Genomic DNA, 26110 nt, shown 5'->3' on the forward strand with positions numbered 1-26110 from the left:
GTCAGACCTCCTCCGGTACGGTTTTGAGAAATTGCTCGCGAAGCTGCTGACGCAACACCTTGCGGCTGACCTTGCCGACCGCCGTCGTCTGGAATGCATCGACGAAGACGATCTGGTCCGGCACCTTGAATTCAGCCAGGCCCCGGCCGCGTACGAAGGCCTTGAGCGCCACGATTTTCGGCCTTTGCTCCCGCGGTATGACGAAGGCGCAACTCCGTTCGCCGAGATAGGGATCGGGGACCGAGACCACCGCAGCGTCGAACACGCCTGGATGGGCCAGGAGATGATCCTCGATCTCTTCGGCGGAGACTTTCTCGCCGGCCCGATTGATATGGTCGCCCGCCCGTCCCCGCACCACGAGATTGCCTTCCGGCGTGCGCGAGACGATGTCGCCCGTGCGATAATAGCCGTCCGGCGTGAAGGCACGCGCATTCGCAGCATCGTCGTTGTGATAGGCACGGATGGTATAGGGGCCGCGCGTGAGCAGGAGGCCGGGCTCCCCGTCGGCGACGGCATCGCCGTGATCGTCAACGATCAGCACCTCGTCGTCGGGGCTGATCGGCCGGCCCTGCGTGTTGACGATCGTCTCTTCCGGATCGTCAAGCCGCGTGTAGTTCACCAATCCCTCGGCCATGCCGAAGACCTGCTGCAGGGTGCAGCCGAGCGTGGCCCGGACGCGGGACGCCGCTTCGGGCGCAAATTTTGCGCCACCGACGAGCAGGACCTCGAGGCTCGAGACGTCGTACCTGGACGTTGCCGCCGCCTGCATCCACAGCAGCGCCAAGGGCGGGACCAGGCCGGTTATCGTGACGCGCTCCCGTTCGATCAGAGCGAAGGCCGCTTCGGCGTTCGGCGAGGAGCACATGACGATGCGGGCACCGGCGAAGAGCGCACCGAACACACCGGGCGAGCTCATCGGGAAGTTATGCGCGACCGGCAGAGCCACCATGAACACGCTGTCCGTGGTCAAGCCGCAAATGTCGGCGCTGGCGCGGAAGCTGTAGATATAGTCATCGTGGGTACGCGGAATGAGTTTTGACAGGCCGGTGCTGCCGCCCGATATCTGCAGGAAGGCGACCGCGGAGGCCGAAGGGGGCGGCGGCAACGTCACCTCGCCGCAGGATAGGCCATCAAGCGCGTGGAACTCCTGGGCGTCGCCGATCACGATGACATGGCGAAGACCGCCGGCCCGCGCCCTGACCTCGCGGGCAAGCGCACGGAAGTCGAAATCTCCATCCCCGGCCGCGATGACATAGGCGCTCGCTTCCGCCCTCTCGACGATGAGGGAGATCTCGGCGAGGCGATGGGCAGGAAGCGCGAAGACCGGGATGAGGTTGGCGCGGAACAGCCCGAAGACGACGGACAGGAATTCCGGAATGTTCGGCAGTTGCACCACGACACGATCGCCGGGACGAAGCCCGAGCGCGAGAAAGCGAGCGGCGTTCCGTTCGGCCCGTTCAATCAGGCCGGCATAGGTCCAGCGTTGGTCGCCGCCGACAACGGCCAGCCGATCGGGAATCTCGCGGGCCCGCCGCTCGAGAAAGCCGAACATGGTTTCCCCGCGCCAGTAGCCCTTGTCGCGATAGCGCCGAGCATATTCCTCAGGCCAGACTTGCTTCAGTTCGAGCATGGCGGGCCTCACGCGTCGAACCTGCTGCCATCGATGCCGAAGGCGTCCAGCATTGCGCGGAACTTTGCCGAGGTTTCGGCCAGCTCACCCTCCGGCGTGGACCCCGGCACGATGCCGGCGCCGGCATAAAGCCGCGCGTGTCGGCCCTCGATCTCGGCGCAACGGATCGATACATGCCAGCGCCCGTCGCCCGCGGAATCGCACCAGCCGACGGCACCGGCGTAGAACTCCCGGTCATAGGGCTCGAGCTTGACGATCTGGTCGTGCGCGAGCCTGCGCGGCAGGCCGCAGACGGCAGGCGTCGGATGCAGGAGCCCTGCGAAATAGATCGACGACAGCGAAGCGTCCTTGAGTTGGCCGACGATACGCGTGCCGAGGTGCCACATGCTCGACGTTGCCCTCAAACAGGTGCCCTCGGGCGCCGACAGACCGACGCAATAGGGTGCGAGCGTATCGAGAACGGACTCGACCACCAGCTTGTGCTCGCGGCGATCCTTGTCGGAGGCGAGAAGTCCGGCGCCGGCCTTGCGGTCCTCCTCCGTGTCCCGATGGCGACGGGCGGAGCCCGCGAGCGGATGAGAGCAGATCTGCCCGCCCCGCTTCTCGACGAGCAGCTCCGGCGTTGCGCCGATTAGGCTACGGCGCTGATGCCCGCGGGTCGGCAGAGGGGTCGCAAACACCGTAACGCTGTCGTCCGCGGAAAGCCTGCGCATCAGGTCGGCCGCCGAGAAATCACGGTTCGCCGTCACCTTGAGGCTGCGCGACAGGACCACCTTGCGCAAGCTGGCGTCCGCCGCGGTCAACTGGCCGAGCGCGACAGCAACAGCATGAGCGAACTCGGCGGCAACCGGATCCGCATCGACCGACAGGATCCCGGCCGCGCCTGCTCTCGCGGATGCGAGCCCGTCAAGGCCGGGGATCGCGCCGATGTCATGCCTTCCCTGGACGCGCAGAACGCGTTCGGGCTGGACAAGATGCGAGGGGCGCCCCGGATCGAACGGCAGGGCGCCGACCAGGACGTCCGGGCCCTCCGTCCGCTTCTCGAAGAAGCCGGCGGCACGCGCCGCGAGGTCGGCAAGCGAACCTTCGTCCAGCGTCGCGATCTGACCGAGCGCGAGCATCGTCTCCCCTGCCGTCTTCATGACAAAGGGAATCGGACGGGCGAGGGCGGTCTCGGTTGACGCCTGTTCGTCGATCCAGATCAGGGGGGGCGGCATGCTGCTCTCCAGTCTTCTTCGTGGATTGGGAATATCGGTTGCCCCTGCCCCACCGTGTCGATCGTCAGTCGGTCCAGTAGGTCCCTGTGAGCGGCACGGCCATGAGGCTGTTGAGCGTCCCTCGCGTCGTCTCGACATCGAGGTCCTCAAACAGCTCCGGATGGGTCCATCTCGCGATCAGTTCGAGCGCCAGCACGTCGAGCGGCGAATTGAAGATCTGCTGCGACAAGCCGTGGACCGCCCCTTTCGTCGCGGCAGGGATCGTGCGAAAGCCCGGCCGGGCGAGAAGCCGCGCCATGGAGTCGCGCGTCTGCTTCGCATCGTAGTTCGGACCGATGAGAAGACCGCCCCGATGGGCCATGTATTCGCCGCCGCCTGCGATGTAGACGTCCGGCTTCGAGGCGAGCACATATTCCAGGCTGATCTGCCCGGACGGCTTGCCGGCCAGGATATCGCCGATATTTCGTGCGGCCGCGAATTCGATGAACTTGCCGACACTGCCGGAACCGGGCGAATTGCAGCAGGGCTCCTGCATCGAGGCATGCGTCTCCATGAAGACGACGGGGCGGCCGGATCGATCCGACTTGGCGATGCGCGCCGAGATCAACGCCTTGTGGTGCTTGCGAAACGCGATGACCCTGTCGGCCTCGGCCTGCCGACCGACGGCCTTGCCCAGGATGTCGAGGCTGCGGTCGGAATTGGCCAGGGGATCGGCGACGAAATCGACGAAGATAACGGGAATTCCGGCCTGCTTGAGCTGCCCGAGCTGCTGCTCGGCCGGATGCGAATAGAGCGACAGCACCACCAGATCGGGATTGGCGGCGATGATCTGCTCGGCGATCATGTCCTGGGCGCTGCTCGCCGACCTCGGCAAGGTTGCGATCGCCGGAAACCTTTGCCGATAGGACGCATAGAGCTCGCGGCCGAAGCGGTCGACATCGTGCGGCCAGGCCGCGACGAGGCTGACGGGATCGTCGGTCAGAAACGAGAGCGCGAGGATCAAGCGACCATCATCCACCACCACACGGCGCGCCGGTGCTTCCAGGGCAACGGTCCGCCCCTTGAGATCGTTCAGGACGATCTCGGCGTGCGCGAACGCCGGCATCGCCAGCGCGATCAGCAATGCGGAGATCACCGCGATCGGCCTTCGCGGAACGGTACGTGCCCTGACGGGGAAAGTCGCCTTGTCCATCATGATCGTTTCCAGCTTCGAGATCTCAGCGGCAACTTTCGTCAGACAGCCCAACCCCGGCACGCCAGCCTCGAACCATTGCATCACGCAAGCTCACCATTGATATTTGATCGTTCCCATCGTCGCGCGGCCGCTGCCGTAAAAGCACTGCGTCGAGGACGCGCAAGCCGAGACGTATGTCTTGTCGAAGACGTTCGTCATGTTGAACGCCAGTTTCCAGCCCTTCAGCTGCGGCGATAGTCCGTGGAGATCGTAATGCAGCATCAGATCGGCGAGCGTGTATGCCGGAACGATCATCGCCATCGAATTGATGTTGTCACCGTAGGATTCACCCACGTAGCGGATGCCACCGCCAAAGCCGAAGCCCGCCAGCTGTCCGCTCTGGAGCGTGTAGTCTGCCCACAGTGAAGCGGTATTGGCGGGAGCGCCGACGGGCACCTTGCCCTGGATCGCGATGCCGCTGACCACCTGCGTGCTCCTGGTGATCTCGATGTCGTTGTGGGAGAAAGCTGCAATGAGGTCCAGGCCCGGCAGCGGCGAGACCTTTGCACTCAGTTCGATTCCCTTGGAGCGCACCTGACCCTGTTGAATCTGGCAATAGAGGCCGGACTGCGTACATGCGGGATATTTGGAGTAGAGGTGCGTCGAGTCCATCGTCAGGACGTTGTTCTGGGTGATGTCGTAGAGAGACAGCATGAACATGCCGTTGAAGCCTGTCGGCTGGTACTTGACGCCGATCTCGTACTGCTCGCCGGTCGTGGGCGCAAAAGCCGCGCCAGTGTAGTCCGTCCCGATGGTCGGCTCGAACGAGGTCGAATAGCTCGCATAGGGCGCAAGGCCGTTATCGAACAGATACGTCGCTCCGGCGCGCCAGGTCGTAGCCGAATCCGAGGGATGGCTGCGATTGGTATAGGCGCCGGTGGTGATCGTGCGAGTATCCGAGAACGCGTTCGCCCAGTCGTTGCGAACACCGAGCACCAACGCCAGCTTGCCGAGCCGCATCTGGTCCTGAAGATAGACGCCGGTCTGCTCGCGGTTCTGCACCGTCTTGGTCGTCAGGTTCGGCGCGACGATCGTTCCGTAATTGGGGTTGAGATAGTTGACGTTGGTGGACGTCCCGTTGCCGAAGGTCGCATCGGCGGAGGATGTCTGATAGTCGGCTCCCATCAGCACGGTGTGCTGCAGCCAACCGGTTGCAAATCTGGCTTCAACCTGATTGTCGATCGCGGCGGCCTGCAGCGTTTCGAGATAGTGCGTGGTTGTGCGCGCAAGGCAGAGGTTGGCTATGGTGCCGGCGCCGCAGGTCGAGCCGGCGCCAAACCCGGTCACCGACAGGGCCTTGAAGTCACTCGATATGTTCATGTAGCGGAAGTTTTGTCGGACCGCCCATGTATCGTCAAAGCGATGCTCGAGCTCGTAGGCGATCGAATCCTGAGTACGGTCGTAGGTGTTGTAGTTCGGATGACCTGCAAAGAAGCTGCGCGGGATCTGTCCGTTCGGGTTGGCCTGCAGCGTGCCAAGCGCGGGAAGCGTGTTTGGCTGATAGCTCGATGGATCGCGATCGTGGACGGCCCGCAACGTGAACGTGGTGTCGAGCGTCGGCCGCCAGGTCACCATCGGCGCGATCAGCTCGCGTTCGGTCGTCGTATAATTGACTTCGGTATCGGCTTTGCGGGCAAGTCCGATCAGGCGATACAGCAATTGCCCGTCCTTGGTCAGCGGTCCGCCGACATCGAAGCCGCCTTCGATTCTGTTGTGATCGCCAAACCGCGTCATCACTTCGCCCTGCGGCACCGACGTCGGGCTCTTGCTGATCAGATTGACCATGCCGCCGAGATTGTTCTGGCCATAGAGTACCGAGGCCGGCCCGCGAAGGACTTCCACCCGCTCGAGCAGGTAGGGATCGATCGACGGCATGGCGTAGGAGACGCCGCGCGCCAAGCGCAGACCGTCCCAGAAATGCAGGAAGTTTGCGTTGGCGCTGAAGCCGCCAAAGCCGCGGATGAACACGCCGTCGAAGCGATCGCCGACGCGGGTCTCGGAGACGACACCGGGCTCATAGCGCAGCGCCTCGGCGACGGTGCGGACTCCCTGGGTCGCCATCTGCTCCCTCGTCACCACGGTGATGGATTGCGGGACCTCCAGGATGGACGCATCGGTCTTCGAGCCGGTCGCGCTACGGTGCGCCACGACGCCGCGCACCGGTCCGCGCGCCGTCTCGTTCGCCGCGCCGGATTCCGGCGCCGGCTTCGGCTGTGCGGTCGCGGCGCGAGGTGCCGCCGGCGGAATTGCGTGCGAGGTCCTGCGCGCAGGCCGCGGCTTTGAATGCTCGACCACGACCGGCGGGAGGCTTGTGCTGCTGATGGCCTGGGCGCTCGCGACGCTGACGGCTTCGATCAATTGGCCGGTGGTGACCAGCACAGAAACATGGAGAAACCACTTTGCGCGAAACGTCCTCATCATCCTCAAACCCGCACGACCCCGGCGGAAACAACTTCCGCACGAGGGCCGTACTGACACGGCGCCCGCAGGCGAACCAGAGGCGGACTTTCGTTTGCCGGACTCTCGCTTTCGATCAAGTTTAGGAGACCTACAGACTGCCCGGCATGCGCCCGTTGTCAGCGCAGGCGGCTGGGCGAGACGCCGAAACGTTTGCGGAAGATGGTCGCGAAATGGGCAGCGCCGTATCCGACATGGAACGCCGCCTGCGACACACTCATCTCGCCGGTCGATATCAGCTGGTAGGCCTGCTCCAGTCGATATTCCTGAAGGAAGCCGAAGACGCTTGCGCCATAAAGGCTACGAAAACCCGCGCTGAGCTTTCTCACGTTCAATCCGACCTGCTGCGCCAGCGCCTCCAGGCTTGGCGGCTCGCTCATTGTCGCAACCAGGATATCCCGTGCGCGACGAATCCGTTCGATATCCCGAGATGCCAGGTTGGCATCGCAAACGGCGTCGCTGATACAGGATGAGATCGCGACCGCCACGAGCTGCATGGCCTTTCCGCACAGATACAGCTCGCGTTCCGGGCCACGGATCGGGCAGTTCGTGATCTGCGCGACAAGGGCCCGAAGCGCGTGCCCGACCGGACGTGACGCCAGCCTGGCCCCGGTGCCGCCGCGAGTCGCGAGCGCCTCGAGGGATTGGTCAAGCGCCGCGGCCGTCTGCGATCCAAGGACGCTTTCATCCATTTGCACGATCAAATAGCGTATCGGGACGTTTGCGGCGAAGACCTGATCACGGGCAGCATCCGCCGAGCTCCGGATCACCAGGACGGTCGGCCCGCACACCTCGCGCGCGCTGTCGCCCCCGATGCTGATCTGGAGCCGGCCGCTCAAAAGGACCACCGTCTTGATGCCCGCACGCAGGGCTACGTTGACCCGCTTCGGCTCGTCAAAGCGATTGACGCCGGCAGACAGGATCATCGCCCCGGAAAGCATGAAGAACCGCTCTTGCGCACTTTCCATGTTAGCTGCAATCGTAGGCCTTATCACCGCGCCCCGCCAATCAAGCTGATTGCGTCCCCATCTCCCATGGAGATCGGCCAGCACAACAGGTGTGCCATTGAGCTATTTTAGGTCTATCGGCCATACCAGCGCTACGACAGTACACTAAATCGCTTCTAAGATGTGACGACCGATCGTCGAATAGCAGATTTCAAGATACTCCAGAATAGCGACGCGCCGCAGTCTTGTAGGTATTCTAATCTAAGAACGGTTCGAAGAGGTTCCGCCAGCTGATCGCCCGCTGCTGTGCCAAGTGAGCGGCAATGGCTCCTCGGCCCGATTCTTCGACTGACCGACGGCGCAACATCGGCCTTGATCCAGATTAAACTGGCGCCTGCTCTGCCGGATATCCTGCGAAGCCGATATTCCAACTTCAAGCTGATACAGACAGGTCATGCCGGACATCGCCACCGTCACGATCAATCCCGCGGTCGATGTGTCGACTTCGGTCGAACGGATCGTTCCCGTCGCGAAGCTGCGCGGCACGTCGCAGCGGCGCGATCCTGGCGGCGGCGGCATCAATGTCGCGCGCGTGATCAAGCGGCTCGGCGGCCGCGGCGTGCGCGCGATCTATCCGGTGGGCGGCGCGACGGGCGATCTGCTGCGCCGCCTGCTCGACGCGGAGAGCGTTGACAGCCAGACCTTCCAGATCGCGGGTGAGACGCGAGAGGATTTCTTTGTCCACGAGCAGTCGACTGCGTTGCAGTACCGCTTCATCCTTCCGGGGCCGACACTCGTTGACCGCGAATGGTCGAAGTTCCTGCAGCTGATCGCCTCGCTCGATCCCTTTCCCCGCTTTGTGGTCGCAAGCGGCAGCTTGCCAGGTGGAGTGCCTGACGATTTCTATGCGCGCATGGCCGCGATCACCAAGCGACGTGGATCCCAGATCATTCTCGATACGTCGGGAGCGGCGCTCGCTGCGGCCGTTGCGGACGGCGTCGACCTGATCAAGCCGAACTTGCGCGAGATGCGCGAATTGACGGGCACGGAGCCTCGGGACGCCGGTGAATGGGTGGCGGCCGCCCGACGCATCGTCGAGATGCGGCAAGCGTCGATCGTCGCGCTGACCATGGGACATCTGGGCGCGGCGCTGGTCACCCGGGACCGCACATGGCGGGCAAAGTCTCTGCCGATCATCCCGCAAAGCGCGGTCGGGGCCGGTGACAGTTTTCTCGGCGCACTGGTGCTGCGGCTCGCCTCCGGCACCGATCTGGGCGCCGCCTTCCGCTACGCGATGGCAGCGGGTGCCGCAGCCCTGCTCAATCCCGGCACCGAGCTGTGCCGGACCGCGGATGTCGAACGGCTGGCCGAACAGGTGGTGATCGAAGAAACGTAGCTGACGCCTCCATTGATCTTTCGCAACACTGTACAGCCCGCCTCCCCCCACATTGTCGATGCGGATCGCGCCCCCGACCGGTGCCCTGGAATGCGGAGCAAAGAGATGAGCAGAAATCCCTATGTTCGCTGGTTCAAGGACATTGGCCTTCACGATGTCGGCATGGTCGGCGGCAAGACCGCCTCGCTGGGCGAGCTCTATTCGACGATGTCGCGGCGCGGCATCTCGGTGCCGAACGGCTTTGCGCTGACGGCAGCCGCCTATCGCGCCGCCCTCCTGCAGCAGGGCGCCTGGGAGGAGTTGCGCAAGCTGCTTGCAGGCCTCGACAAGCGGCGTATCGCTGACCTCGCCCGGCGGGGTGCGGCGGCGCGGGACATCGTGTACGCCGCAACGGACGTCGTCGAGCTGAGGCAGAAGGTCGTGGAGGCCTATCGGCAGCTCGAGCAGGAATACGGGCCGAACGTTGCGGTCGCAGTCCGCAGCTCGGCCACCGCCGAGGATCTGCCGAACGCGAGCTTCGCCGGACAGCATGACAGCTTTCTCAACGTCCGCGGCGAGCGCGCGCTGTTCGAGGCTTGCCGCCGCTGCTTCGCGTCGATCTTCACGGACCGCGCGATCTCCTATCGCATCGACAACGGCTTCGACCATTTCAAGGTCGCGCTCTCGGTAGCCGTCATGAAGATGGTCCGGTCCGACCTCGCGTCCAGCGGCGTCATCTTCACTCTTGATACGGAATCCGGGTTTCGCGACGTGGTGTTCGTGACCGGCGCCTACGGGTTGGGCGAGAACATCGTGCAGGGCGCCGTCGAGCCGGACGAGTTCTATGTCCACAAGCCGACCTTCAACGCGGGCTTCCGCGCGGTCCTGTCGCGCCGGATCGGCGCCAAGGACAAGAAGATGATCTATGCGCGGGGGCGCACCGCCACGCGCAACGTGCCGACGTCGCGCCGCGAGCGCGAGGGCCTTTGCATCTCGGACGACGACGTCCTCAGCCTCGCCGAGAGCGCAATCATCATCGAGGACCATTACTCGAAGAAGGCAGGACATCCGCTGCCGATGGACGTCGAATGGGCCAAGGACGGCGCCGACGGAAAGCTCTACATCATCCAGGCCCGGCCCGAGACGGTTGCATCCCGCCGCACGCCCGAGGCGCTGGAAAACTATATCCTGAAGCCGAACTCCGCGGCTTTGCTCGGCGAAGGCCGCGCGGTCGGCGAGAAGATCGCGGCCGGCAAGGTCCGGCTGATTGCCAGGAAGCAGGATCTGCGCGCCTTCAAGCCGGGCGAGGTCCTGGTCGCGCCGGCCACCAGCCCCGACTGGGAGCCGGTCATGAAGATCGCCGCCGCGATCGTCACCGAGCATGGCGGCCGGACCTGCCATGCCGCCATCGTCGCCCGCGAGCTCGGCGTTCCCGCCGTGGTCGGGATTGCAGGCATCACCAGGAAGGCGAAGACCGGGAAAACCGTGACCGTATCCTGCGCCGAGGGCGATATCGGCCACGTCTATGCCGGCCGCCTGCCCTTCGACGTCGAGCGAGTCGCGACCGGGGCACTGAAGAAGCCGCGCACCAAGATCATGGTCAATCTCGGCAATCCGGAACTCGCCTTCAAGACCGCCATGATGCCGAACGACGGCGTGGGCCTGGCGCGCATGGAATTCATCATCAACCAGCACATCGGCATTCACCCCATGGCGCTGGCAAAGCCGAAGCAGGTGAAATCCGCCAAGGACCGGCGAATGATCGAGCAGATCACCCGGCGCTACAAGAAGCCCTCGGACTTCTTCGTCGAGCGCCTGTCGGAGGGCGTGGGCACGATCGCGGCCGCGTTCCATCCGCGTCCGGTCATCGTTCGCCTGTCCGATTTCAAGACCAATGAATATGCCAATCTCAAAGCCGGCGCGGATTTCGAGCCGCGGGAGGAGAACCCGATGCTCGGCTTCCGCGGCGCGGCCCGCTACGCCCACCCCGCCTACGCCGCGGGCTTTGCACTGGAATGCGCCGCACTGCGGCGCGTCCGCGACGACATGGGCCTGACCAACCTGAAGGTCATGATTCCGTTCTGCCGGCGGGTCGAGGAAGCCCGCAATGTCATCCAGACCATGGCCGGGCATGGCTTGAAACAGGGCGAGAACGGGCTGGAGATCTACGTGATGTGCGAGATTCCCAACAACGTCATCCTGATCGACCGGTTCGCGGAGCTGTTCGACGGCTTCTCGATCGGCTCGAACGACCTGACCCAGCTCACGCTGGGCGTCGACAGGGATTCGGACATCGTCGCCTTCGACTTCGACGAGCGCGATCCCGGCATGCTGGAAATGCTGAGACTCGCCGTCGAGGGCGCCAAGCGCAACCGCCGCCATATCGGCATCTGCGGCGAGGCACCGGCGAACTATCCGGAGATTGCACGGTTTCTGGCCGGGCTTGGGATCGACTCGATCAGCGTCAATCCGTCCAGCATCCTCCGGACCATCGGCGTCGTGTACGAGGCCGAGCAGAATGCCGACAATGCCGGGGAGACGAGCCGAAGCGGCCAAGGATTTGACGCGCTGAATCACGCGTCCCTCAGACACTGATCGTGGCAGCTGTGAGGGGACTTCAGGGATTGGGTCACGACTTCGCATTCTCGCGACGATTTTCGCCCGAGCTTTGCTGGTTCACTTCACCCTCTCGTTCAAGAGGGCGCAGGGAAGACCGGGTGCTGACCTCGCACCCGCGGTCTGCTGCGCAAAATGCACGCGCAGAAAAACCGCACAGCAGCATACAGGTGGTGCCGATCACTCGGCCTTCCCTGCGCGGTGGTCGGACGACTTATGCCGTGCTCTCCCGGGAGCCGAACTTTCCTTCTGGCCTCCCTCGTCCTCGCGGAATTCACCGACACCGCGCCGGTTGACGCAGATGCCGCCTCCCCAAGAGCTTGACCGTAGCAACGACGGCCAGGACCACACGGTTTTGCCGTACGCACGGCCCGCCATGTCGCCGCAGTTTTCCCGGCCCTGTCGACGGAGCCGGAAACTTACAGACGAGACGAAACCTAGCAGCGCCGTTCGTCCGCGCGCGGCCACGGGCTCACCGGGGACTACCCGCCCTGCCCGCGCCTCTCGCGCCCGACGCTGCCGCGTCCACCGCAAGCCCGGCTCGCGAACAAGACGACGACGTGATCGCCCCTCAAGGTGAGCCGGGATGGGCGGTGGTATACGTCATTTCCGAATTTCGGTAAAGTAGAATATTTTTGCGGCGAGGGGTTGACGGGCGGCGACACAGGCATTTGATTTCTTGCCACGGCGCAATAAGAGCGCGGGGCACAGCTCGTGCTGTGCCCCGCGGCAAGGTCACAAGGACGCGCGTTACAGCAATCCGACCTTGTGCATGATCTGCCGGATCTGAGCTGGATCAGGATCCATCATCATGGGGGCGACTGTCGCGCTCGCGATCTGTGCCGGACCGCGCATGACGTGGCTCGAACCGTTCTGCATGGGACTAATGGACTGCGGTGCCGGCGCGCTCGCCGGAATCATGCTCGGTGCTTCGACCGGCCGCAATCCAAGCAGACGACGCAGCGTTGCCAGCGAGGGATCGGTTCCGGACGCAGCGGCGGCAACCGGGGCGATTCCGGTTTCCAGGCCGAGCGCCCGCATCGCGTTCGGCAGTCCCGCGCCGGCACGATTCGGGTCACCGAATTGCAGCGGCGTCGCGGAATCCTTCAGTATCTGGAATAGCCGCTCGACCCGGCGTGCATCGCGATTCTGGAAGCTGCCTTTGGTGAAGTCCGGATGGTGCGCCAGCACAAGCGCGGCCAGGCCCGTGACATGTGGCGTCGCCATCGAGGTACCGTCCCATGCACCGAAACCATCGGCGGGAAGCGATGAGACGATCGCCACACCCGGCGCGCAGACGTCGATCTCCGGCCCGAAGCAAGAGAACTTCGCCGGGAAATATCCATCGCGGCTCTGGAAACCATCGAGGGCTTGCTGCGAATGATAGCTGTCGTCGGGAAACTCGCCCCACTTGCCCAATGCGGCGACCGCCAGGCAATGCGGCGTCGAAGCCGGAAACTGCACCGGCCCCGAGGAATTCCCGGCGGCAATGATGCAGGCCATGCCCCTTTCCTTGGCGCGGACGATTCGTTCCTCGATGATCCGCGACGGCTCGCCGCCACCAAGGCTCATGTTGGCGACGTCGATGCCATGCTCCATGCAATAATCGAGCGCAGAGACGAGATCGCTGAACCGGCCGCCCGGGAAGATCCGGCAGACATGGATTTCCGCCGCGGGAGCGAAGCCGCGGATACCGCCGCCTGAGCCGATGGGTCCGCCGGCGATGATTCCAGCGCAATGCGAGCCGTGGCCGATCGTGTCAATGGTCCACGCCGTCTTGTCATTGCCGACGATGCTGGTGCCTTCCCTGATGCCGCGCAGGTTGCGATGGGTCGGCGCCAGGCCGGAATCGATGACCGCGATCTTGATACCGGCGCCATCAAAGGACGGCGGCAGACGATCAAGGCCCATCGCGCGCTCACCCCAACCCGTCAGTTGCTGGCCGGGGAAGCTCCGCAAGACCGCGCCAAGCGCCCTCACAACGATCCGGTTGACACTGTTGGGAACGAGCTGCGGACGATCGAGCCAGAAGGTCCAGTAGTCGACTTTCGGTTTGACGAGAATCGAGCGGATAGTCTCCGGAGTTTCGCCCTGGAGTGTCAACGTGGCACGGCCGGTGGCGTCGGTGATGCCCTGTGCCGGCCACATGCTGCCGAACACATAGACCTCGGCTTCGGGCAGCGGACCGTCCTGGCCCAATACTTCGATAGTCGCGGTGAAGCCGTCAGCCAGCGGCGTCAGCACTCCCGGATTGGGAAGCTGCGGCGTGGTCGGGTCGAGCATGTAGGTCAGCCGCTCGTCACGCTCCACCGCGCAACGCTGTCCTGCCTGGGTCTGCAGCAACCTGGCCTTGTCGGGAGTCATCTTGGCGAGGACCAGCGGACTGAGCGGCACTTGTCCGAGATCTGCGCTCTGAAATCCGAACAGGCGCGGCGCAGGCACCGTCTTCACGACTTCGATGTCGGGGCTGCTGGTGAGCTGCTGGGTCAGAAAATCGATGCTGAAGGTCGCAAGCCCGGGTTGCTGCTGCGGCGCGATCATGAATTGCGCCGGGCGCGATCCGATCGTTGCGGGCCCCTGCCCACGTGCCGGTGACGGGCTGCCGCCTTGCTCGGGAAGCGCACCGTTGCCGTTTGTCGTCAGTTCGGACGCGCCGTGCTCGCCCTGCGCGGAAGTTCCTGATTTGCCTTTTGTGGCCATCTGCGGCCTCCTTGATGTTTTGCGTGTCCAATGTTTGCCCACCGAAATCAGTCGGCATCGAATGGCTTCAGCGCTGAATCCGGTTCAACCACGAGCGTGGCAAACCTCGATTTCAGGCGATCGGCCTGTGTCTGCGTCATCGAAAGGATGACGACGTCGGGTGCGACCTGCGCGACTCGCTTCACGCCGGGTTCACGCTGCAAGTGTTCGCTGAGCTGACCGGATTGGACCGGGTCTCCCTGCACGATGAATTGCTGCGACGCGTTTGAATCCGCCATCTGGTTTCCATTCTCGTCTGTGCGTAGAGGGCGGGCGTTCGCCCGCCCCCTGCGCGTTGGGTCTAGTGCATCGTGCCACCGGGCTGGCCGGCGTTGAAGACGCCGAGCTGGCGACCGATATCCAGGCCGGTCTGGGCACCCTGGCCGATCTTCTTGAGCACGCTCCAGAAGCTCTGCAGCTCGATGTCGGAGACCTGCGCCGCAGCAGGTTGAACGCCGGGCTGGCCGGCGTTGAACACGCCGAGCTGGCGACCGATGTCGAGGCCGGTCTGGGCGCCCTGGCCGATCTTCTTCAGCACGCTCCAGAAGCTCTGCAGCTCCATGTCGGAGACCTGTTCCGTCGCGGGTTGAAGTCCGGGCTGGCCGGCGCTGAACACGCCGAGCTGATGACCGATGTTCACGCCGGTCTGCACGCCCTTGCCGATCTTCTTCAGCACGCTCCAGAAGCCCTGCAGCTCCATGTCGGAGACCTGCTCCGTCGCTGGTTGAAGTCCGGGCTGGCCGGCGCTGAACACGCCGAGCTGCTTGCCGACATCGAGGCCGGTCTGCACGCCCCGCCCCAGCTTCTTCAGCACGCTCCAGAAGCTCTGCAGCTCCATGTCGGAGACCTGCTCCGGCGCCGGTTGAAGGCCGGGCTGGCCGGCGTTGAACACGCCGAGCTGGCGACCGATGTCGAGGCCGGTCTGGGCGCCCTTGCCGATCTTCTTCAGCACGCTCCAGAAGCCCTGCAGCTCCATGTCGGAGACCTGCTCCGGCGCCGGTTGAAGGCCGGGCTGGCCGGCGTTGAAGACGCCGAGCTGCTTGCCGACATCGAGGCCGGTCTGCACGCCCCGCCCCAGCTTCTTCAGCACGCTCCAGAAGCTCTGCAGCTCCATGTCGGAGACCTGCTCCGTCGCGGGTTGAAGTCCGGGCTGGCCGGCGTTGAACACGCCGAGCTGCTTGCCGACATCGAGGCCGGTCTGCACGCCCTGGCCGATCTTCTTCAGCACGCTCCAGAAGCTCTGCAGCTCCATGTCGGAGACCTGCACCGAACCTTGCGGCGTTTCCGGACCGGCGGAAAGCGGCAGGAAACCTCCGCCGATGTTACCTATCATGCCGCCGATATTCTTTCCCCTTTTGCCGCCGAGCAGGTTGCCGATAACTCGTCCGGCCGCACCGCCGAGGATGGAGCCGAATATCCCCTGCGGATCCAATTGGCCGTAGTCCTCATATCCTTGCTGTGTTCCAGTCATGATCAAAGTCTCCTGATGAAGTGCCTGACCCGCGAGCGACACGCGTTCCCTAAAGGGAGTCGGGATCACTACGCACGATTGTGCGAGCGGCTAAGGCTACGACCAGGATCGTGATGCAGGCGTCACGCCGAGCGTGAAAGTTGCGTCAATGTTTTTGGCTCGATGCAATTTGAGTGAGGCAGACCGCAGGGGGGCAGCGTGGAACGTGCGGCGGATTTCGCGCTGCAGCTGCTCGGTCTCCCGCTCCGGCACTGCGCGAACCTCCCGCCACAGCACGGAGCGGCAAAGATCGTACTGACGCAACGCGTCGGTCCGGCGGCCTTGCTGCGCGTAGCAGCGCATCAATATACGATGGACTTCCTCCTGAAGCGGGTCGACCGCAAGAATACGCAGCGCGAGTGCGATCGCTATGTCCGCGTGTTCGCGCCCGTCGGCGTCCAGCAGGCCCGCAAGCGCCTGCATCGCCTTTGTCCTCAGTCGTTGGCGCTCGGCGGACAGCCAGGCTTCGAACTGGCATGAGGTCGAGCTGATGCCCTCGAGAAGGTCACCCCGATAAAGCATCGCCGCGCGAGCCAGTCGTTCGGGATCTCCATCCGCCAGGAGCCGCTCGAACTCCGCGACGTCGCTACTTATGGCGTTCGGGCAGATGCGGATGTCGTCGCGATCGGCCGAGATCACATCGGAATATTGCGGCAACTCACGCCGCAATGTGAGCAGAGCTTGTCGAAGGCTGGCGCGCGCGCGATCGCCGAACTGACCGTCCCACAACAGGGTCGCGAGCTTGCCGCGAGAAATGGCCCGAGGGGAACTGAGCGCCACATAGCCCAGAAGAGTTGCAGCCTTGCGACTGGAGATCAAAACCGACTCGCCGGAAACGCGCATGACTTCGACACCGCCGAAGAGATTGATCTGGAGCAGCGACATTGTCCTAATCCTTCGGTCATTGTCCTCTGTCCCTCATTCTATCCACGGCTGAACACTTTTCTTGTGATCATGATCACCAACGATTCGGACAACGCCTACCGTCCGTACGTCATCGACCAAGTCGAAATGCCCTTACGGCCACCATACAACCTGAGTTAGACAAAGCAATGGAAGTCGCTTGGCGCCGATTCAGCAATTTGTGAGACCACTTATTCTCAATGTGTGAGATAGCCCATAGGCAAAATGCGAGTTGTCGGCGCCGCGATCGGTCGCATTGACGCGTTCATCGACGGCGAAGATGGAACCGCTGAAGACGTTGGCACGATATGGCACACCCAACGCCGTGCAATGGGTCATCACCTCGTGCGGGGGTTGCGTGTGAATGGCGCACCATTCGGAAATAACAATGCGAACTCTTATGCAACTGAAAATCAATATGTAATTCAAGACCGACCGCTTAGAGGTGGAGCCGATCTTCAACAGGATCGGCACGCCGGCTGGAAGGACATTGGAACGAGAGAAGGCGAGTGACCTCAGTGCCGTCATGCATCCGGTGCACCCGGTCGGCGGCGCGATCCGTTGGTCGGGGGCGACGACAGGGAATGAGCAGCAGGGACGCCCGCCGTTAATGTCCTTCAGTCAGATTTGCTGCCAAACTTCGCAACTCTGCGGGCGTGCTCCCATAGCTCAACATTGCTGAAATTCGTGAGCTGCTCGGCAAGTCTCTTTGCAGCGTCATCGTCGACACACTCAAGGTCGACAGCTCTGATGTGGTGGCCGTCTCGAGAAATGAGGTAGGCTTTGTAGTTCGACATAACCAATGCTCCGTGCTTGGGCGGGAGCCTGCAGCACTCTCTGTCACCGCTAACGGCCGACGACGAACGGTGATGCGTCAATGTGCTCTGGCTTTGTGTTCAGACCGCGTCCGAACTCGATCATCGGGGTAGACCGGCCTCGAGCGCCTCAGTTGCTGTCCGCGCTGACTTCAATTATTCGCTTTCGATCCAGTTTCGCTTGCCACACTCGCAGGTGAACATGCGGATTGTGCGCGCTGTCCGGGGCACCAGGATGCTGGTGACGAACTTGGGTCGCCTCCCGCAAGCTGAGCAGGTCAGTGCGATCGACGCCTGTGACGGTTGGTTTTCCATGGGTGCCTCCCTTTCATGAGCGGGAGCACTGTCGGGTCTCTCAGCCACCGAAAGCCCAACGGACAGGGCCGGTGATCACGACAGAACGGCCACGAGGCCATATGGTTGCAAATCATCGATGGATGGCTTGTGGGACAGGGGCACTGTCTCGCATTTACTTCCCTGGCCGACAATAAGGCTTGCGTTTGCTGCGCAAGAGGCAGCCATTAATGATCTCGCGCGCCATGCTGCCAAATCCGTTGGAGGGCGCAATGAACGACTACATCAATCACGAAAATATCCGGCGCTACAAGAAGCTCATCGCCATCGGCGAAGGTGACCCGCATCGGGATGAGGCTCGTCACCAGACGTTGATCCGGCTTCTAGCCGAAGAGGAAGCCAAGCATACGAAGCCAAATGACTGGCCCGACGACGTGGAGGCCGGCGTCCCCGGCCGTCGGAGCTGACAATTGGCGAACTGGGTGGAGCCCAGGCTGCGGCATGGATGATCCGGCCACCTCGGTTCCGTCAGGCATCTCGCCTGCGGCCACAGCCAGGCCAATTGCGACATCAAGCAATGTCCGCCCGCCTTGCGCGGTGCCGCCGGCACGCTCAGTGCCGGATCAATCGGGAAGTGCTCGATGCCGAAGTCAGTTCCCTGGGCGAAGCTGCCTACGGTTCTCCCTTTGGAATTCATGGCGAGTGAGCAAAACGATACAGCGGCGGAACTCCGGTTGGTCCATTCTTGATGGATGTCCCAGATCTCCCCGCTCTCAACGAGCCGCTTCCCAACCACGCCCCATGGCCACAAACCTGTCCGTGACGACATGCTTTGCGGCTTTGAGTTCCCTTCCTTTGAAGAACCAGGGCTGGACTCCGAGAAAGCTCGAGCTCTGGAAGACCCGATCCGGTCACTCATCTGGCTTGGCTGGATCGACGGAATTTCAGGCATTGAGAAGTGACGCAGATGCCGCCCACTCTCCTGATGGAGGAATCGGAGATACCGTCGCCGCCCTGCGACAAATGTGGCGTGCCTATGAGGCATCTCGTCGATCTTCGCAGCGCTGGCACCCGCCCGGCTCAACGGATATTCCGTTGCGATAATTGCTGCCAAGTCGTTTCAGAGCCTGGGTGAACGCGTCCGGCAATCGTCGGGGACGGCTTATGTCTCAAGAATGATGCGAACTCAGGCATCACGGGACTCCATCTACGCCTCGATCAAGCCACGCTCATGAACCGGCTTATCGCAGGCTAGAACGACCGCCGGATCCGGCCTTTGGAGCGGAGCGGGACGCGCTCTTGACGTTGCCGGCGGATGAGGAGGCGAAGGAGCCTCAGCCGAAAGGAGGCGTTCTCTTGCGGCGTTGAACCGCATCAAGGGACGGCGTGCTCCAAGTTCGAAAGGATACGATCATGAACCACCAGATAACAAAAGGCTCGGCTGCCGTCGCGCTCTTCGGTGCGGCGATGCTCGGCTCGGTGCTGCCTTCGGGGGCAGCTCCGATCTCGGCAAGCATGGCGCTTCCGACACAGGCGGCTTCTTCATCCGAAGTGACCGAGGTCTACTACCGACGCCACCATCGTGGCCGCTATTACCGCGCTCCGGGGGCCGCAATCGGTCTCGGCATCCTGGGCGCTGCGGCTGGAGCCGCCGCCTACGGAGCCTACGGCAGTGGCTATTACGGGCCGAGTTATTCGCCGGGCTACTACACGCCAGGCTACTACGGCGACCCGTATCCCTATCGCCGCCAATACTACGCCCCGTACTGAGCGCACGATCGACGTTGTTGTGCGACGGTCTTCATCATGGACCGTCGCACTCAACACGGCTGCGAGGCTCATCAGGAGGCCCCGCCTACTAGCGGGTACCGGACACAGCGAGTACAGCGAGCCCAGCGAGCAAGGCACAACGTCGGGTGCCGGACATAGTTAATTTGCACTAGTTTGATCTTCTTTTGCCGTTCCAGTTCATCCCGCAGTTGCAGTGAGAATTTCCCAGGGGACCGACGTCATGATCGACGAAGACTCGTCAGGCGGTTCGGAACCACCTCCGGGCGTGATTTTTCAGGATCCGGATCAATGCCTACCCGCTGCGGAGCTGACGGATTACCGGCTCATCGCGGCTCGACTGCGAAAGGCGCTTGCGAAGAGCGAGGCGCTGCTTCTTCAAAAGGACGAATTGATCCGCAGGCTGGAACTGTTGAAGGCGGAATCCGACCATCGGCTGTTGAACGATCTCCAGATGACCATCAGCCTTCTTTCGCTGCAGAGCCGTAATTCGATCAACTCCGAAGCGGCTTCACAATTGAGCGCGGCAGCCAGTCGTGTCTCCATGATTGCGCGCATCCACCATCGCCTTCATTCCTACGACGGTGTGAGAACCATCGAGTTCAAGAAATTCCTTCAGGATTTCGGCCTCGAATTTTCTGCGATGTCGTCGTCGGACGCCTCCACCGGAAGAGTCAGCGTCGAAGGCAGTCAGATCGATCTGCCGGCCGTCACCGCCATTCCGCTCGGCTTCATCGCCAACGAGTTGATCACGAACGCGGCAAAATACGGCAAGGGCCGGATCGCGATCAGGTTGGAGCCGGATCCGGAACATGGCTATGCGCTGTCCATCTCCAATGATGGCCCGGCTTTGCCCGAGGGCTTCGACCCCGGCGCAAGCAAAGGGCTGGGAATGAAGATCGTTCGATCATTTACCGACCAGATCGGCGGCGAGTTGCGGATCGAACGTGGCGTCGACGGTCAGGGCGCGCGATTTACCGTGCTGTTTCCGGCACCGGTTGTCCAGCCGCTTTCGCCAACCGCCGCGACCAGCTGAGGCGGCGCTGAAATCCTTGCGGTACACTTCTTCTCCTGGCCCGGCGCGACGCACCCGGATCGACCAGCGAACCTACCGGCGATCGTACGACGCATCCGTGGCCGCTTTCCTGCAATCCAGGCGATTGCCACCGCGCTGGAACGCGTGTTTCCTCGTTCCTGACCGAAGCCGGACTTCGTCGAAACGTGCAATTCGCAACCTCTTTGTTTGGCAGGCCCTCTCAACTGTGGATGCAACAAATGAGCAATGAGCAAAGCCACAAGGTGCACCTAAGTCCCGAAGACCAAGAGCGGCTGCGAGAACTTCGGGCGCAAAAGCCAGCCCGCAACGTACCCAAGCTCGCACTGACGCCCGGCGCGATGCTTGCCGACCGGGTTGCCGAAACAGTTGGTTCTTGGCGCTTCATCATCATCCAAAGCGTGCTACTTGGCTTTTGGATCACGCTGAACATGATGGCATTCATCAACCGCTGGGACCCTTATCCCTTCATCTTGCTCAACCTGGTTCTTTCTTTCCAGGCCGCTTACGCAGCGCCCATCATCATGATGAGCCAGAACCGTCAATCCGAGATTGACCGTAGGCACGCAGAACACGACTATCGGATAAATGTGAAGGCTGAACTCGAGATCGAACTGCTGCACAACAAGATTGACGCCTTGCGTGAGCAGGAAATCCTGCAGCTACTGAACATCATTCAGCGTTTGTCCGCACACCTTGCGCCCGAGCTTATCGCAGCGATCGAGGCCGAAGCGGTGCCCGGCAAGACGAAGTGACCCTGCGATCTCAGGCCATCCTATGAAATGCCGGCGGCAATGCCTCTCGCACGAGTTGACTTAGATTGAGAGCCTCGCCGCTCTCCGTAATGTCAGAGAAGAGAATCTCGACAAAGGGATGCTGCCGGTTGAAGGCAGGGCCTCGCTGATATTTCGCGCTCGCAATGCGCTGAAGTGCGGCAAGGTTCAGCCTGCCGAGGGCATTGTATTGATCGCGAAACAGACTTTGTCGTCCTCCGCGATGCTCGACCGACTCCGCCCAGACGTCCATCACCTTCCGGCCCATGAACGCCTCGACCTGCTCATTTCCCTCCTGAGCAAGCAGCCGCAACCCGTCCATGGTATGTGGTCCGTCATCGACCCGAAACTGTGTAAGTGACATGGAAACCTCCTGTTATGGGCGTCCGGTTAGATCGGGCAGCCCGTCGCCAACTGCGCCTCCCTCATCGTCCCACCGTGACAGAGCCAAAGTGCACGATCTCGCTTCGGCGGGCATGTCGTCCGCCAGAGGCCTTCTGCCGCGACCGGCGTCGTCCTTGTGGTTATGAAGAAATCGCGCGATCTGGCCGCGGAGCGCCGCCGTCTCCAGCAACTTGCCGATCGACCCGGCGGTGTCGAAGATCTCCCGTTGCAGCGTCGTCGGCAGGGCGTTCCACTGCATGATGATGGCTGCGCCAAGACACCGCAGAATAAGCTCTTCTTCGGCCGCAAGGGCTAAGCCGTGCGATCTGCCCTGTTCCGCGACCTGCACTGCATTGTCATACTCGTCCGCCAGTCCCTGCTCGTTGTCGGCGAGCGAGGCAAATCGGTCCTGCTGCTCCTGAAGTCTGAGGATCTCATCCGGGTCGGTCGAACCCTTGATCAGCTCGTCGTACTCGGCTGCCTTTTCGCGGTATTGCTGAGATCTGAACATGCTGGGCTCCTTCGCTCGAACTCTCGGCCCATCGCCGGCCACCCCCGACCGTCAGACTGAAATAGATGTGGGGATCGAAGGTTCGAATAACGAGCCCCGGCGGACAAATAAGACAGCACGAGAGTGAGCAATATTGACCAGCGCGCCGGGCTGCCGAGCCCGCATGCTGCCCGTCGCCGCACGATCATCTGCATCGATGCGCACCGCCTCGTTCTCCCGATCTCAGGCAAGGCAATCGCATATGCGAGCGATCTCGCCTGTGGCCATCCTTCGAGACGCCCGCCATTGGCGGGCCCTCAGGATGAGGACCGGGTGCGATGCGCTTGGGGACGCGCAAAGTCGGGTTTCCTGTAGAACTGATGAAGATCGGCAGGTAGTGTTTGACAGCAGGGCAACCCCCGCAAGTTGACCGAGGTCGGACAAGTTTGTGAGTCAAAGGAGGCTCTCGTGGCAAAGCCAACCAAGGACGTCTTCGACCCCAAAAAATTCCTCGCCAAAGTGGGCGCGGGGAAAGCGATTCTCGAGCTTCCCAGGAACCGGCACGTGTTCCAGCAAGGCGATGTCGCAGACTCCGTGTTCTACATTCAAAAAGGGAAGGTCAAGCTGACGGTCGTATCTGAGCAGGGTAAGGAGGCGGTTGTCGCAATTCTGGAGCCCGGCCAGTTCTTTGGCGAAGGATGCATGAACGGTCATCCGTTGCGCATCGCGACGACGACAACGATGGAAGACTGCGTTATCACGTCGATCACCAAGGATGCGATGATGGGGGCTATTCGTGACGAGCCGAAATTTTCACAGCTCTTCATGTCGTATCTCCTGACCCGGAACAGTCGGATTGAGGAGGACCTGATCGACCAGCTCTTCAATTCGAGCGAGCGGCGGCTTGCTCGACTGCTGTTGCTGCTCGCGAATTTCGGCAAGGAAGGCAATCCGCAGCCGATCAGCGCGAACATTAGTCAGGAGACATTGGCGGAGATGATCGGGACCACGCGATCTCGCGTGAGCTATTTCATGAACAAGTTTCGCCGGCTCGGCCTCATCAGCTATAATGGACACATCGAGGTCCACAATTCGCTTCTGAGCGCTGTCTTGCACGAGAAGCCCCTGCTCCGAGAGCGCGACTAGCAGGACGGTTCAGATGGAAGACTCCTGCTCCGCCCGCGGAGGAGAAAGCAACACCACGCGCAGCATCCGGTTCAGATATTGAGGGCGGCTCTCGAGCCGCCCTCTCGCGTTTTGCAGCCGCTTGTCGCGAGGCTGGCGAGCTAGCCTAACCCTCGATGATGTAGACGATCTCATGCGTGCGCGGGCGAAGGACAAGGTACTTGCCGTTCACCAGGATGAAATCGTATCCACGCCATTCCGGATAGATTTCCACGATACGTGACGGCATCGGATAATAGCGGACGCCGGCGGGGACAGCCGTTCCGATCGAGAGACTGAAGTTGACGTTCGTTACTTCCTCGACCTTCTCTTGCTTCATTGCCGAGGTTATCTGCGAGCGCTTCTCGGCGGGAGGAGCTGCCGTCGCCGCGGTTGCCGCATGTCCCGTCGTCCCACTGTCGGAGGTCGACGGCTTGGTCTCGGCAGTCGGGGTTTTCACGTCCTTTGAGGTGGCGGTCGAATCGACTGCCTTTGCCTTGTCGGCTTTCAACTCGCTTGCCGCCTTGCTGTCAGGAGGTGACTTCGATTCAGCTGTCGGATTCTTCATATCCTTCGAAGCGGTGGTCGGAGCCGTCGAGTCCGGGGCCTTCGACTGGCCCTCAGCTTTCTTGTCGCCCGTCGTCTTTGCATCCGGCTTGCCCTGCACATGTTGAGGCTTGCCCTCTTTTGACGTAGTGCCGGGCGGTAAGGTCTCGGCTCCCTTTGCCGCTGGTGCGTTCATCGGCATCGCAGCATCGCCTTTAGGCGAGGTGGCAGCCGGAGATTCCTTCGCGGCTCCCTGATTGACGCCCTGCGCTGTCGCCAGCCCTGTCGTGGCCAATAGCGCCGCGACAGCCGCAGAAACCATTAAGGACTTCTTCATCTGATATTTTCCAATTCAAATTGCATTCAAGCCGACGAAGATCGGCCATAGGAAGGAACGGGTCTAACAAGCCATAGTTCCGCTGCCGTCTTCGGTTGCGAGCTCGGCGCCGTCAATGACGATGCTGCCGGTAGTCGAGCGCGGTCAGTCCATGGATGGCACGCTCGCACAGCTTGTCGGCATCGCGCTCGCCGTCGCCTGCAGCCTGCACAATTCTCCTGGCTATGATCTCTCGATCTACCTCCAGCTGACCGATATGCTGAAGCGTTCGACACGCCAGCTCGTACGCCGCGTTCACGGCGGTTACCTGCTCCGGGTCAACGGACAAGCTTTCGAAAATCGGATTGACACTGGTCATAATGCTCCTCACGGCCCGCTCGCTTGCGACGCTCGTTATGCCTCGCGATGAACCAGAGCCACTTTGCTCCGGCACCGCGGGACAGACATGCAGACATGTTACCGATTTGTCGGCGCCATCTTCGCAACGAGCTCAGCGAACGGCTTGTAGGACTGCTTGGCAAGATCGCCGTAGAGCGCGCCGATCTTCTGCGACTCCGCAACGAACGTGTCGTAAGTTGACTTGGCGAAGTCGGCCTGGACCTCCATCGCCTTGTCGAGCGACTTTACGCCCGAGAGCTTCTCGACAAACAGCCTGGTGTCCTCAACCGACTTCTTCGTGTAGTCCCCGTAGGCCGTGGCAATCGCAAGGAAGCCCCCGGGAAAGGCGCTGGACGGAGCTCCTGTATCGGGTTGATCGTTGCCATTCGGTTGCTGCGGCACATTCTGCTTGGTCCGGATCTGATCTGACATTTGTGTTTCCTGTTGGTGGTGGTTGATCAACGTCGCCCACCCACCGATGGTTGCTTCAGGGCCCTCAGTTCTCACCGGTTTGTAGCGCTGCGTGCGTTCGTGCGACGAACAGCCGCTGTGACTGCGCGGGCCGCGACATTTTCATCGCTGGTGGCTGACGATGTGCCGGCGGTGGCCATGAGAGCGGCCTGACAATCGTAGTCTAAAAATGACTCGAATCGTGAAAGCGGGTGTTTGGGGTAACCAACGCGGGTTCGGGGAGGTGATCAATATTGGTCAGCGCAGCAGCAGGCATGGTTCCAAGATGGCGCATCACCGCTCCAAGTGGCATCCACCGGTGACTGGGAGTTTCGCGCTCCCGCCTGATCAAGGCCAGCTCCATGACCGTCCAGCCATCGATGCGTCGCAAATGCCAGACAAGCCTGATGCTGGCGCGCATGACGCCCGGTCCCGCCGGGTTTTGCATTGATACCTTCGAATCTCCCGCTGGTGATCTCCACCGGCTCCTCGACGAGGCAGTCGACCCGATGAAATGCGCAAATACTCTAGCTTGGCTCCGGGGCGAGCTGCGGGCGCCGACATAGCCCGCGCGCAACCGAAGCGATCAAGCGCTGAAAGCCTCGACGTGGGCATTGCGGCCACGAAGAACCGACTGCGAAGCCTGGCTTCGCAGCGGCCGTGACCGCTCAGCTCCAAGGCAATATCTGGCTCAGCGTATCTTTTCCGCGAACTCAGCGCCGCCCTTCGACATATCGAAGGATGGTCTCCGAAAGACGCACGACGAGCTGTTTCAGCTCCTTGTTCTCTTTTTCGAGAGAGCGAACGGCGACTGTCATTCGCTTCTCATCGTCCGGACCATGTGGCCAAAAGGTGGGCGGATTTCGCTCGGCGATCATTCCTTCCTCCCGACAGCGCCAGCCCCCTAGGATACATGCTCTCAGACGCACCGATTCGCTGGTCAATATTGCTCAGCTTCATGATAGGACAGCCGTGCTGCCCAACCCCGTCCATGCAGCCGCCCGAGCAA

23 protein-coding genes are annotated in these 26110 nt (G+C 62.2%); 7 read left to right on the forward strand and 16 right to left on the reverse strand.

The genetic code is table 11. The features are described 5' to 3' along the window. Window position 1 precedes the first annotated feature (1 nt). The 5 genes from AC066S_RS23820 to AC066S_RS23840 all read right to left on the reverse strand — a co-directional run bounded on the left by AC066S_RS23820 (window position 2) and on the right by AC066S_RS23840 (window position 7506). The gene (locus AC066S_RS23820) at window positions 2–1630 is read right to left on the reverse strand and encodes a (2,3-dihydroxybenzoyl)adenylate synthase (RefSeq protein WP_478270743.1); all 1629 of its coding nucleotides are present in this window, start codon (window positions 1628–1630) and stop codon (window positions 2–4) included. A gap of 8 nt (window positions 1631–1638) precedes the next feature. Continuing rightward, entirely contained in the window at window positions 1639–2847 is a 1209-nt protein-coding gene (locus AC066S_RS23825) for an isochorismate synthase (protein WP_478270744.1), read from the reverse strand. Window positions 2848–2911: 64 nt separating this feature from the next. Beyond that, the gene (locus tag AC066S_RS23830) at window positions 2912–4042 is read right to left on the reverse strand and encodes an ABC transporter substrate-binding protein (RefSeq protein ID WP_478270745.1); all 1131 of its coding nucleotides are present in this window, start codon (window positions 4040–4042) and stop codon (window positions 2912–2914) included. Between the two features lie 90 nt (window positions 4043–4132). Then, window positions 4133–6502, reverse strand: a complete 2370-nt coding sequence (locus AC066S_RS23835; RefSeq protein ID WP_478270746.1) for a TonB-dependent siderophore receptor — start codon at window positions 6500–6502, stop codon at window positions 4133–4135. Between the two features lie 155 nt (window positions 6503–6657). After that, window positions 6658–7506 (reverse strand): helix-turn-helix transcriptional regulator, encoded by an 849-nt coding sequence (locus AC066S_RS23840; RefSeq protein WP_126254991.1) that lies wholly within the window; start codon window positions 7504–7506, stop codon window positions 6658–6660. Between the two features lie 433 nt (window positions 7507–7939). Here AC066S_RS23840 and AC066S_RS23845 point away from each other — a divergent pair, with 433 nt between their 5' ends. Further along, complete coding sequence (locus AC066S_RS23845) at window positions 7940–8881, forward strand: 1-phosphofructokinase family hexose kinase (protein WP_478270747.1); 942 nt, start codon at window positions 7940–7942, stop codon at window positions 8879–8881. A 105-nt stretch (window positions 8882–8986) separates the two neighbouring features. Then, window positions 8987–11455, forward strand: coding sequence for a phosphoenolpyruvate synthase (gene ppsA / locus AC066S_RS23850; protein ID WP_478270748.1), 2469 nt, complete (start codon window positions 8987–8989; stop codon window positions 11453–11455). A 771-nt stretch (window positions 11456–12226) separates the two neighbouring features. Here ppsA and AC066S_RS23855 read toward each other — a convergent pair. The 4 genes from AC066S_RS23855 to AC066S_RS23870 form a co-directional block, all read right to left on the reverse strand. Continuing rightward, complete coding sequence (locus tag AC066S_RS23855; protein ID WP_478270749.1) at window positions 12227–14176, reverse strand: S8 family serine peptidase; 1950 nt, start codon at window positions 14174–14176, stop codon at window positions 12227–12229. 47 nt (window positions 14177–14223) lie between these two features. Continuing rightward, window positions 14224–14454 (reverse strand): hypothetical protein, encoded by a 231-nt coding sequence (locus tag AC066S_RS23860; protein ID WP_126254987.1) that lies wholly within the window; start codon window positions 14452–14454, stop codon window positions 14224–14226. 62 nt (window positions 14455–14516) lie between these two features. Beyond that, window positions 14517–15686, reverse strand: a complete 1170-nt coding sequence (locus tag AC066S_RS23865) for a hypothetical protein (RefSeq protein ID WP_478270750.1) — start codon at window positions 15684–15686, stop codon at window positions 14517–14519. A 96-nt stretch (window positions 15687–15782) separates the two neighbouring features. Beyond that, window positions 15783–16610 carry an AfsR/SARP family transcriptional regulator gene (locus AC066S_RS23870; protein WP_478270751.1) on the reverse strand — a complete coding sequence of 276 codons (828 nt, stop codon included), beginning with the start codon at window positions 16608–16610 and terminating at the stop codon, window positions 15783–15785. A 1399-nt stretch (window positions 16611–18009) separates the two neighbouring features. On the opposite strand from AC066S_RS23870, the gene AC066S_RS23875 reads away from it, so the two are divergent. From AC066S_RS23875 to AC066S_RS23890, 4 genes are all read left to right on the forward strand, one after another. Then, window positions 18010–18204, forward strand: coding sequence for a hypothetical protein (locus AC066S_RS23875; protein WP_126254983.1), 195 nt, complete (start codon window positions 18010–18012; stop codon window positions 18202–18204). 946 nt (window positions 18205–19150) lie between these two features. Then, the gene (locus tag AC066S_RS23880; RefSeq protein WP_235885044.1) at window positions 19151–19507 is read left to right on the forward strand and encodes a hypothetical protein; all 357 of its coding nucleotides are present in this window, start codon (window positions 19151–19153) and stop codon (window positions 19505–19507) included. A gap of 241 nt (window positions 19508–19748) precedes the next feature. Further along, window positions 19749–20561, forward strand: coding sequence for a sensor histidine kinase (locus AC066S_RS23885; RefSeq protein WP_478270752.1), 813 nt, complete (start codon window positions 19749–19751; stop codon window positions 20559–20561). Window positions 20562–20800: 239 nt separating this feature from the next. Continuing rightward, window positions 20801–21334 (forward strand): DUF1003 domain-containing protein, encoded by a 534-nt coding sequence (locus AC066S_RS23890; protein ID WP_478270753.1) that lies wholly within the window; start codon window positions 20801–20803, stop codon window positions 21332–21334. A 10-nt stretch (window positions 21335–21344) separates the two neighbouring features. Here AC066S_RS23890 and AC066S_RS23895 read toward each other — a convergent pair whose 3' ends face one another. Both AC066S_RS23895 and AC066S_RS23900 read right to left on the reverse strand, forming a co-directional pair. Continuing rightward, window positions 21345–21716: a signal transduction histidine kinase gene (locus AC066S_RS23895; RefSeq protein WP_126254979.1), complete on the reverse strand. Its 372-nt coding sequence runs from the start codon at window positions 21714–21716 to the stop codon at window positions 21345–21347. 12 nt (window positions 21717–21728) lie between these two features. After that, entirely contained in the window at window positions 21729–22247 is a 519-nt protein-coding gene (locus AC066S_RS23900) for a hypothetical protein (RefSeq protein ID WP_135168759.1), read from the reverse strand. Between the two features lie 447 nt (window positions 22248–22694). On the opposite strand from AC066S_RS23900, the gene AC066S_RS23905 reads away from it, so the two are divergent. Next, window positions 22695–23372 carry a Crp/Fnr family transcriptional regulator gene (locus tag AC066S_RS23905; RefSeq protein ID WP_126254977.1) on the forward strand — a complete coding sequence of 226 codons (678 nt, stop codon included), beginning with the start codon at window positions 22695–22697 and terminating at the stop codon, window positions 23370–23372. 145 nt (window positions 23373–23517) lie between these two features. On the opposite strand, the gene AC066S_RS23910 is transcribed toward AC066S_RS23905, so the two are convergent. The 5 genes from AC066S_RS23910 to AC066S_RS23930 form a co-directional block, all read right to left on the reverse strand. After that, window positions 23518–24273, reverse strand: coding sequence for a DUF1236 domain-containing protein (locus AC066S_RS23910; RefSeq protein WP_478270754.1), 756 nt, complete (start codon window positions 24271–24273; stop codon window positions 23518–23520). A gap of 112 nt (window positions 24274–24385) precedes the next feature. Then, window positions 24386–24631: a hypothetical protein gene (locus AC066S_RS23915; RefSeq protein ID WP_126254976.1), complete on the reverse strand. Its 246-nt coding sequence runs from the start codon at window positions 24629–24631 to the stop codon at window positions 24386–24388. A 98-nt stretch (window positions 24632–24729) separates the two neighbouring features. Beyond that, window positions 24730–25083, reverse strand: coding sequence for a phasin family protein (locus AC066S_RS23920; protein ID WP_126254975.1), 354 nt, complete (start codon window positions 25081–25083; stop codon window positions 24730–24732). A gap of 202 nt (window positions 25084–25285) precedes the next feature. After that, window positions 25286–25522, reverse strand: coding sequence for a hypothetical protein (locus tag AC066S_RS23925; protein WP_478270755.1), 237 nt, complete (start codon window positions 25520–25522; stop codon window positions 25286–25288). 292 nt (window positions 25523–25814) lie between these two features. Next, window positions 25815–25979 (reverse strand): hypothetical protein, encoded by a 165-nt coding sequence (locus tag AC066S_RS23930; RefSeq protein ID WP_164718288.1) that lies wholly within the window; start codon window positions 25977–25979, stop codon window positions 25815–25817. Window positions 25980–26110 lie beyond the last annotated feature (131 nt).

The organism is Bradyrhizobium sp. CFUWI (assembly GCF_056429085.1).

Excerpts from the sequence above, each read along its gene's own strand:
- AC066S_RS23820 (WP_478270743.1), bottom strand. The coding sequence starts at position 1,630 with ATGCTCGAACTGAAGCAAGTCTGGCCTGAGGAATATGCTCGGCGCTAT.
- AC066S_RS23825 (WP_478270744.1), bottom strand. The coding sequence starts at position 2,847 with ATGCCGCCCCCCCTGATCTGGATCGACGAACAGGCGTCAACCGAGACC.
- AC066S_RS23830 (WP_478270745.1), bottom strand. The coding sequence starts at position 4,042 with ATGATGGACAAGGCGACTTTCCCCGTCAGGGCACGTACCGTTCCGCGA.
- AC066S_RS23835 (WP_478270746.1), bottom strand. The coding sequence starts at position 6,502 with ATGATGAGGACGTTTCGCGCAAAGTGGTTTCTCCATGTTTCTGTGCTG.
- AC066S_RS23840 (WP_126254991.1), bottom strand. The coding sequence starts at position 7,506 with ATGGAAAGTGCGCAAGAGCGGTTCTTCATGCTTTCCGGGGCGATGATC.
- AC066S_RS23845 (WP_478270747.1), top strand. The coding sequence starts at position 7,940 with ATGCCGGACATCGCCACCGTCACGATCAATCCCGCGGTCGATGTGTCG.
- ppsA (WP_478270748.1), top strand. The coding sequence starts at position 8,987 with ATGAGCAGAAATCCCTATGTTCGCTGGTTCAAGGACATTGGCCTTCAC.
- AC066S_RS23855 (WP_478270749.1), bottom strand. The coding sequence starts at position 14,176 with ATGGCCACAAAAGGCAAATCAGGAACTTCCGCGCAGGGCGAGCACGGC.
- AC066S_RS23860 (WP_126254987.1), bottom strand. The coding sequence starts at position 14,454 with ATGGCGGATTCAAACGCGTCGCAGCAATTCATCGTGCAGGGAGACCCG.
- AC066S_RS23865 (WP_478270750.1), bottom strand. The coding sequence starts at position 15,686 with ATGACTGGAACACAGCAAGGATATGAGGACTACGGCCAATTGGATCCG.
- AC066S_RS23870 (WP_478270751.1), bottom strand. The coding sequence starts at position 16,610 with ATGTCGCTGCTCCAGATCAATCTCTTCGGCGGTGTCGAAGTCATGCGC.
- AC066S_RS23875 (WP_126254983.1), top strand. The coding sequence starts at position 18,010 with ATGAACGACTACATCAATCACGAAAATATCCGGCGCTACAAGAAGCTC.
- AC066S_RS23880 (WP_235885044.1), top strand. The coding sequence starts at position 19,151 with ATGAACCACCAGATAACAAAAGGCTCGGCTGCCGTCGCGCTCTTCGGT.
- AC066S_RS23885 (WP_478270752.1), top strand. The coding sequence starts at position 19,749 with ATGATCGACGAAGACTCGTCAGGCGGTTCGGAACCACCTCCGGGCGTG.
- AC066S_RS23890 (WP_478270753.1), top strand. The coding sequence starts at position 20,801 with ATGAGCAATGAGCAAAGCCACAAGGTGCACCTAAGTCCCGAAGACCAA.
- AC066S_RS23895 (WP_126254979.1), bottom strand. The coding sequence starts at position 21,716 with ATGTCACTTACACAGTTTCGGGTCGATGACGGACCACATACCATGGAC.
- AC066S_RS23900 (WP_135168759.1), bottom strand. The coding sequence starts at position 22,247 with ATGTTCAGATCTCAGCAATACCGCGAAAAGGCAGCCGAGTACGACGAG.
- AC066S_RS23910 (WP_478270754.1), bottom strand. The coding sequence starts at position 24,273 with ATGAAGAAGTCCTTAATGGTTTCTGCGGCTGTCGCGGCGCTATTGGCC.
- AC066S_RS23915 (WP_126254976.1), bottom strand. The coding sequence starts at position 24,631 with ATGACCAGTGTCAATCCGATTTTCGAAAGCTTGTCCGTTGACCCGGAG.
- AC066S_RS23920 (WP_126254975.1), bottom strand. The coding sequence starts at position 25,083 with ATGTCAGATCAGATCCGGACCAAGCAGAATGTGCCGCAGCAACCGAAT.
- AC066S_RS23925 (WP_478270755.1), bottom strand. The coding sequence starts at position 25,522 with ATGCGCGCCAGCATCAGGCTTGTCTGGCATTTGCGACGCATCGATGGC.
- AC066S_RS23930 (WP_164718288.1), bottom strand. The coding sequence starts at position 25,979 with ATGATCGCCGAGCGAAATCCGCCCACCTTTTGGCCACATGGTCCGGAC.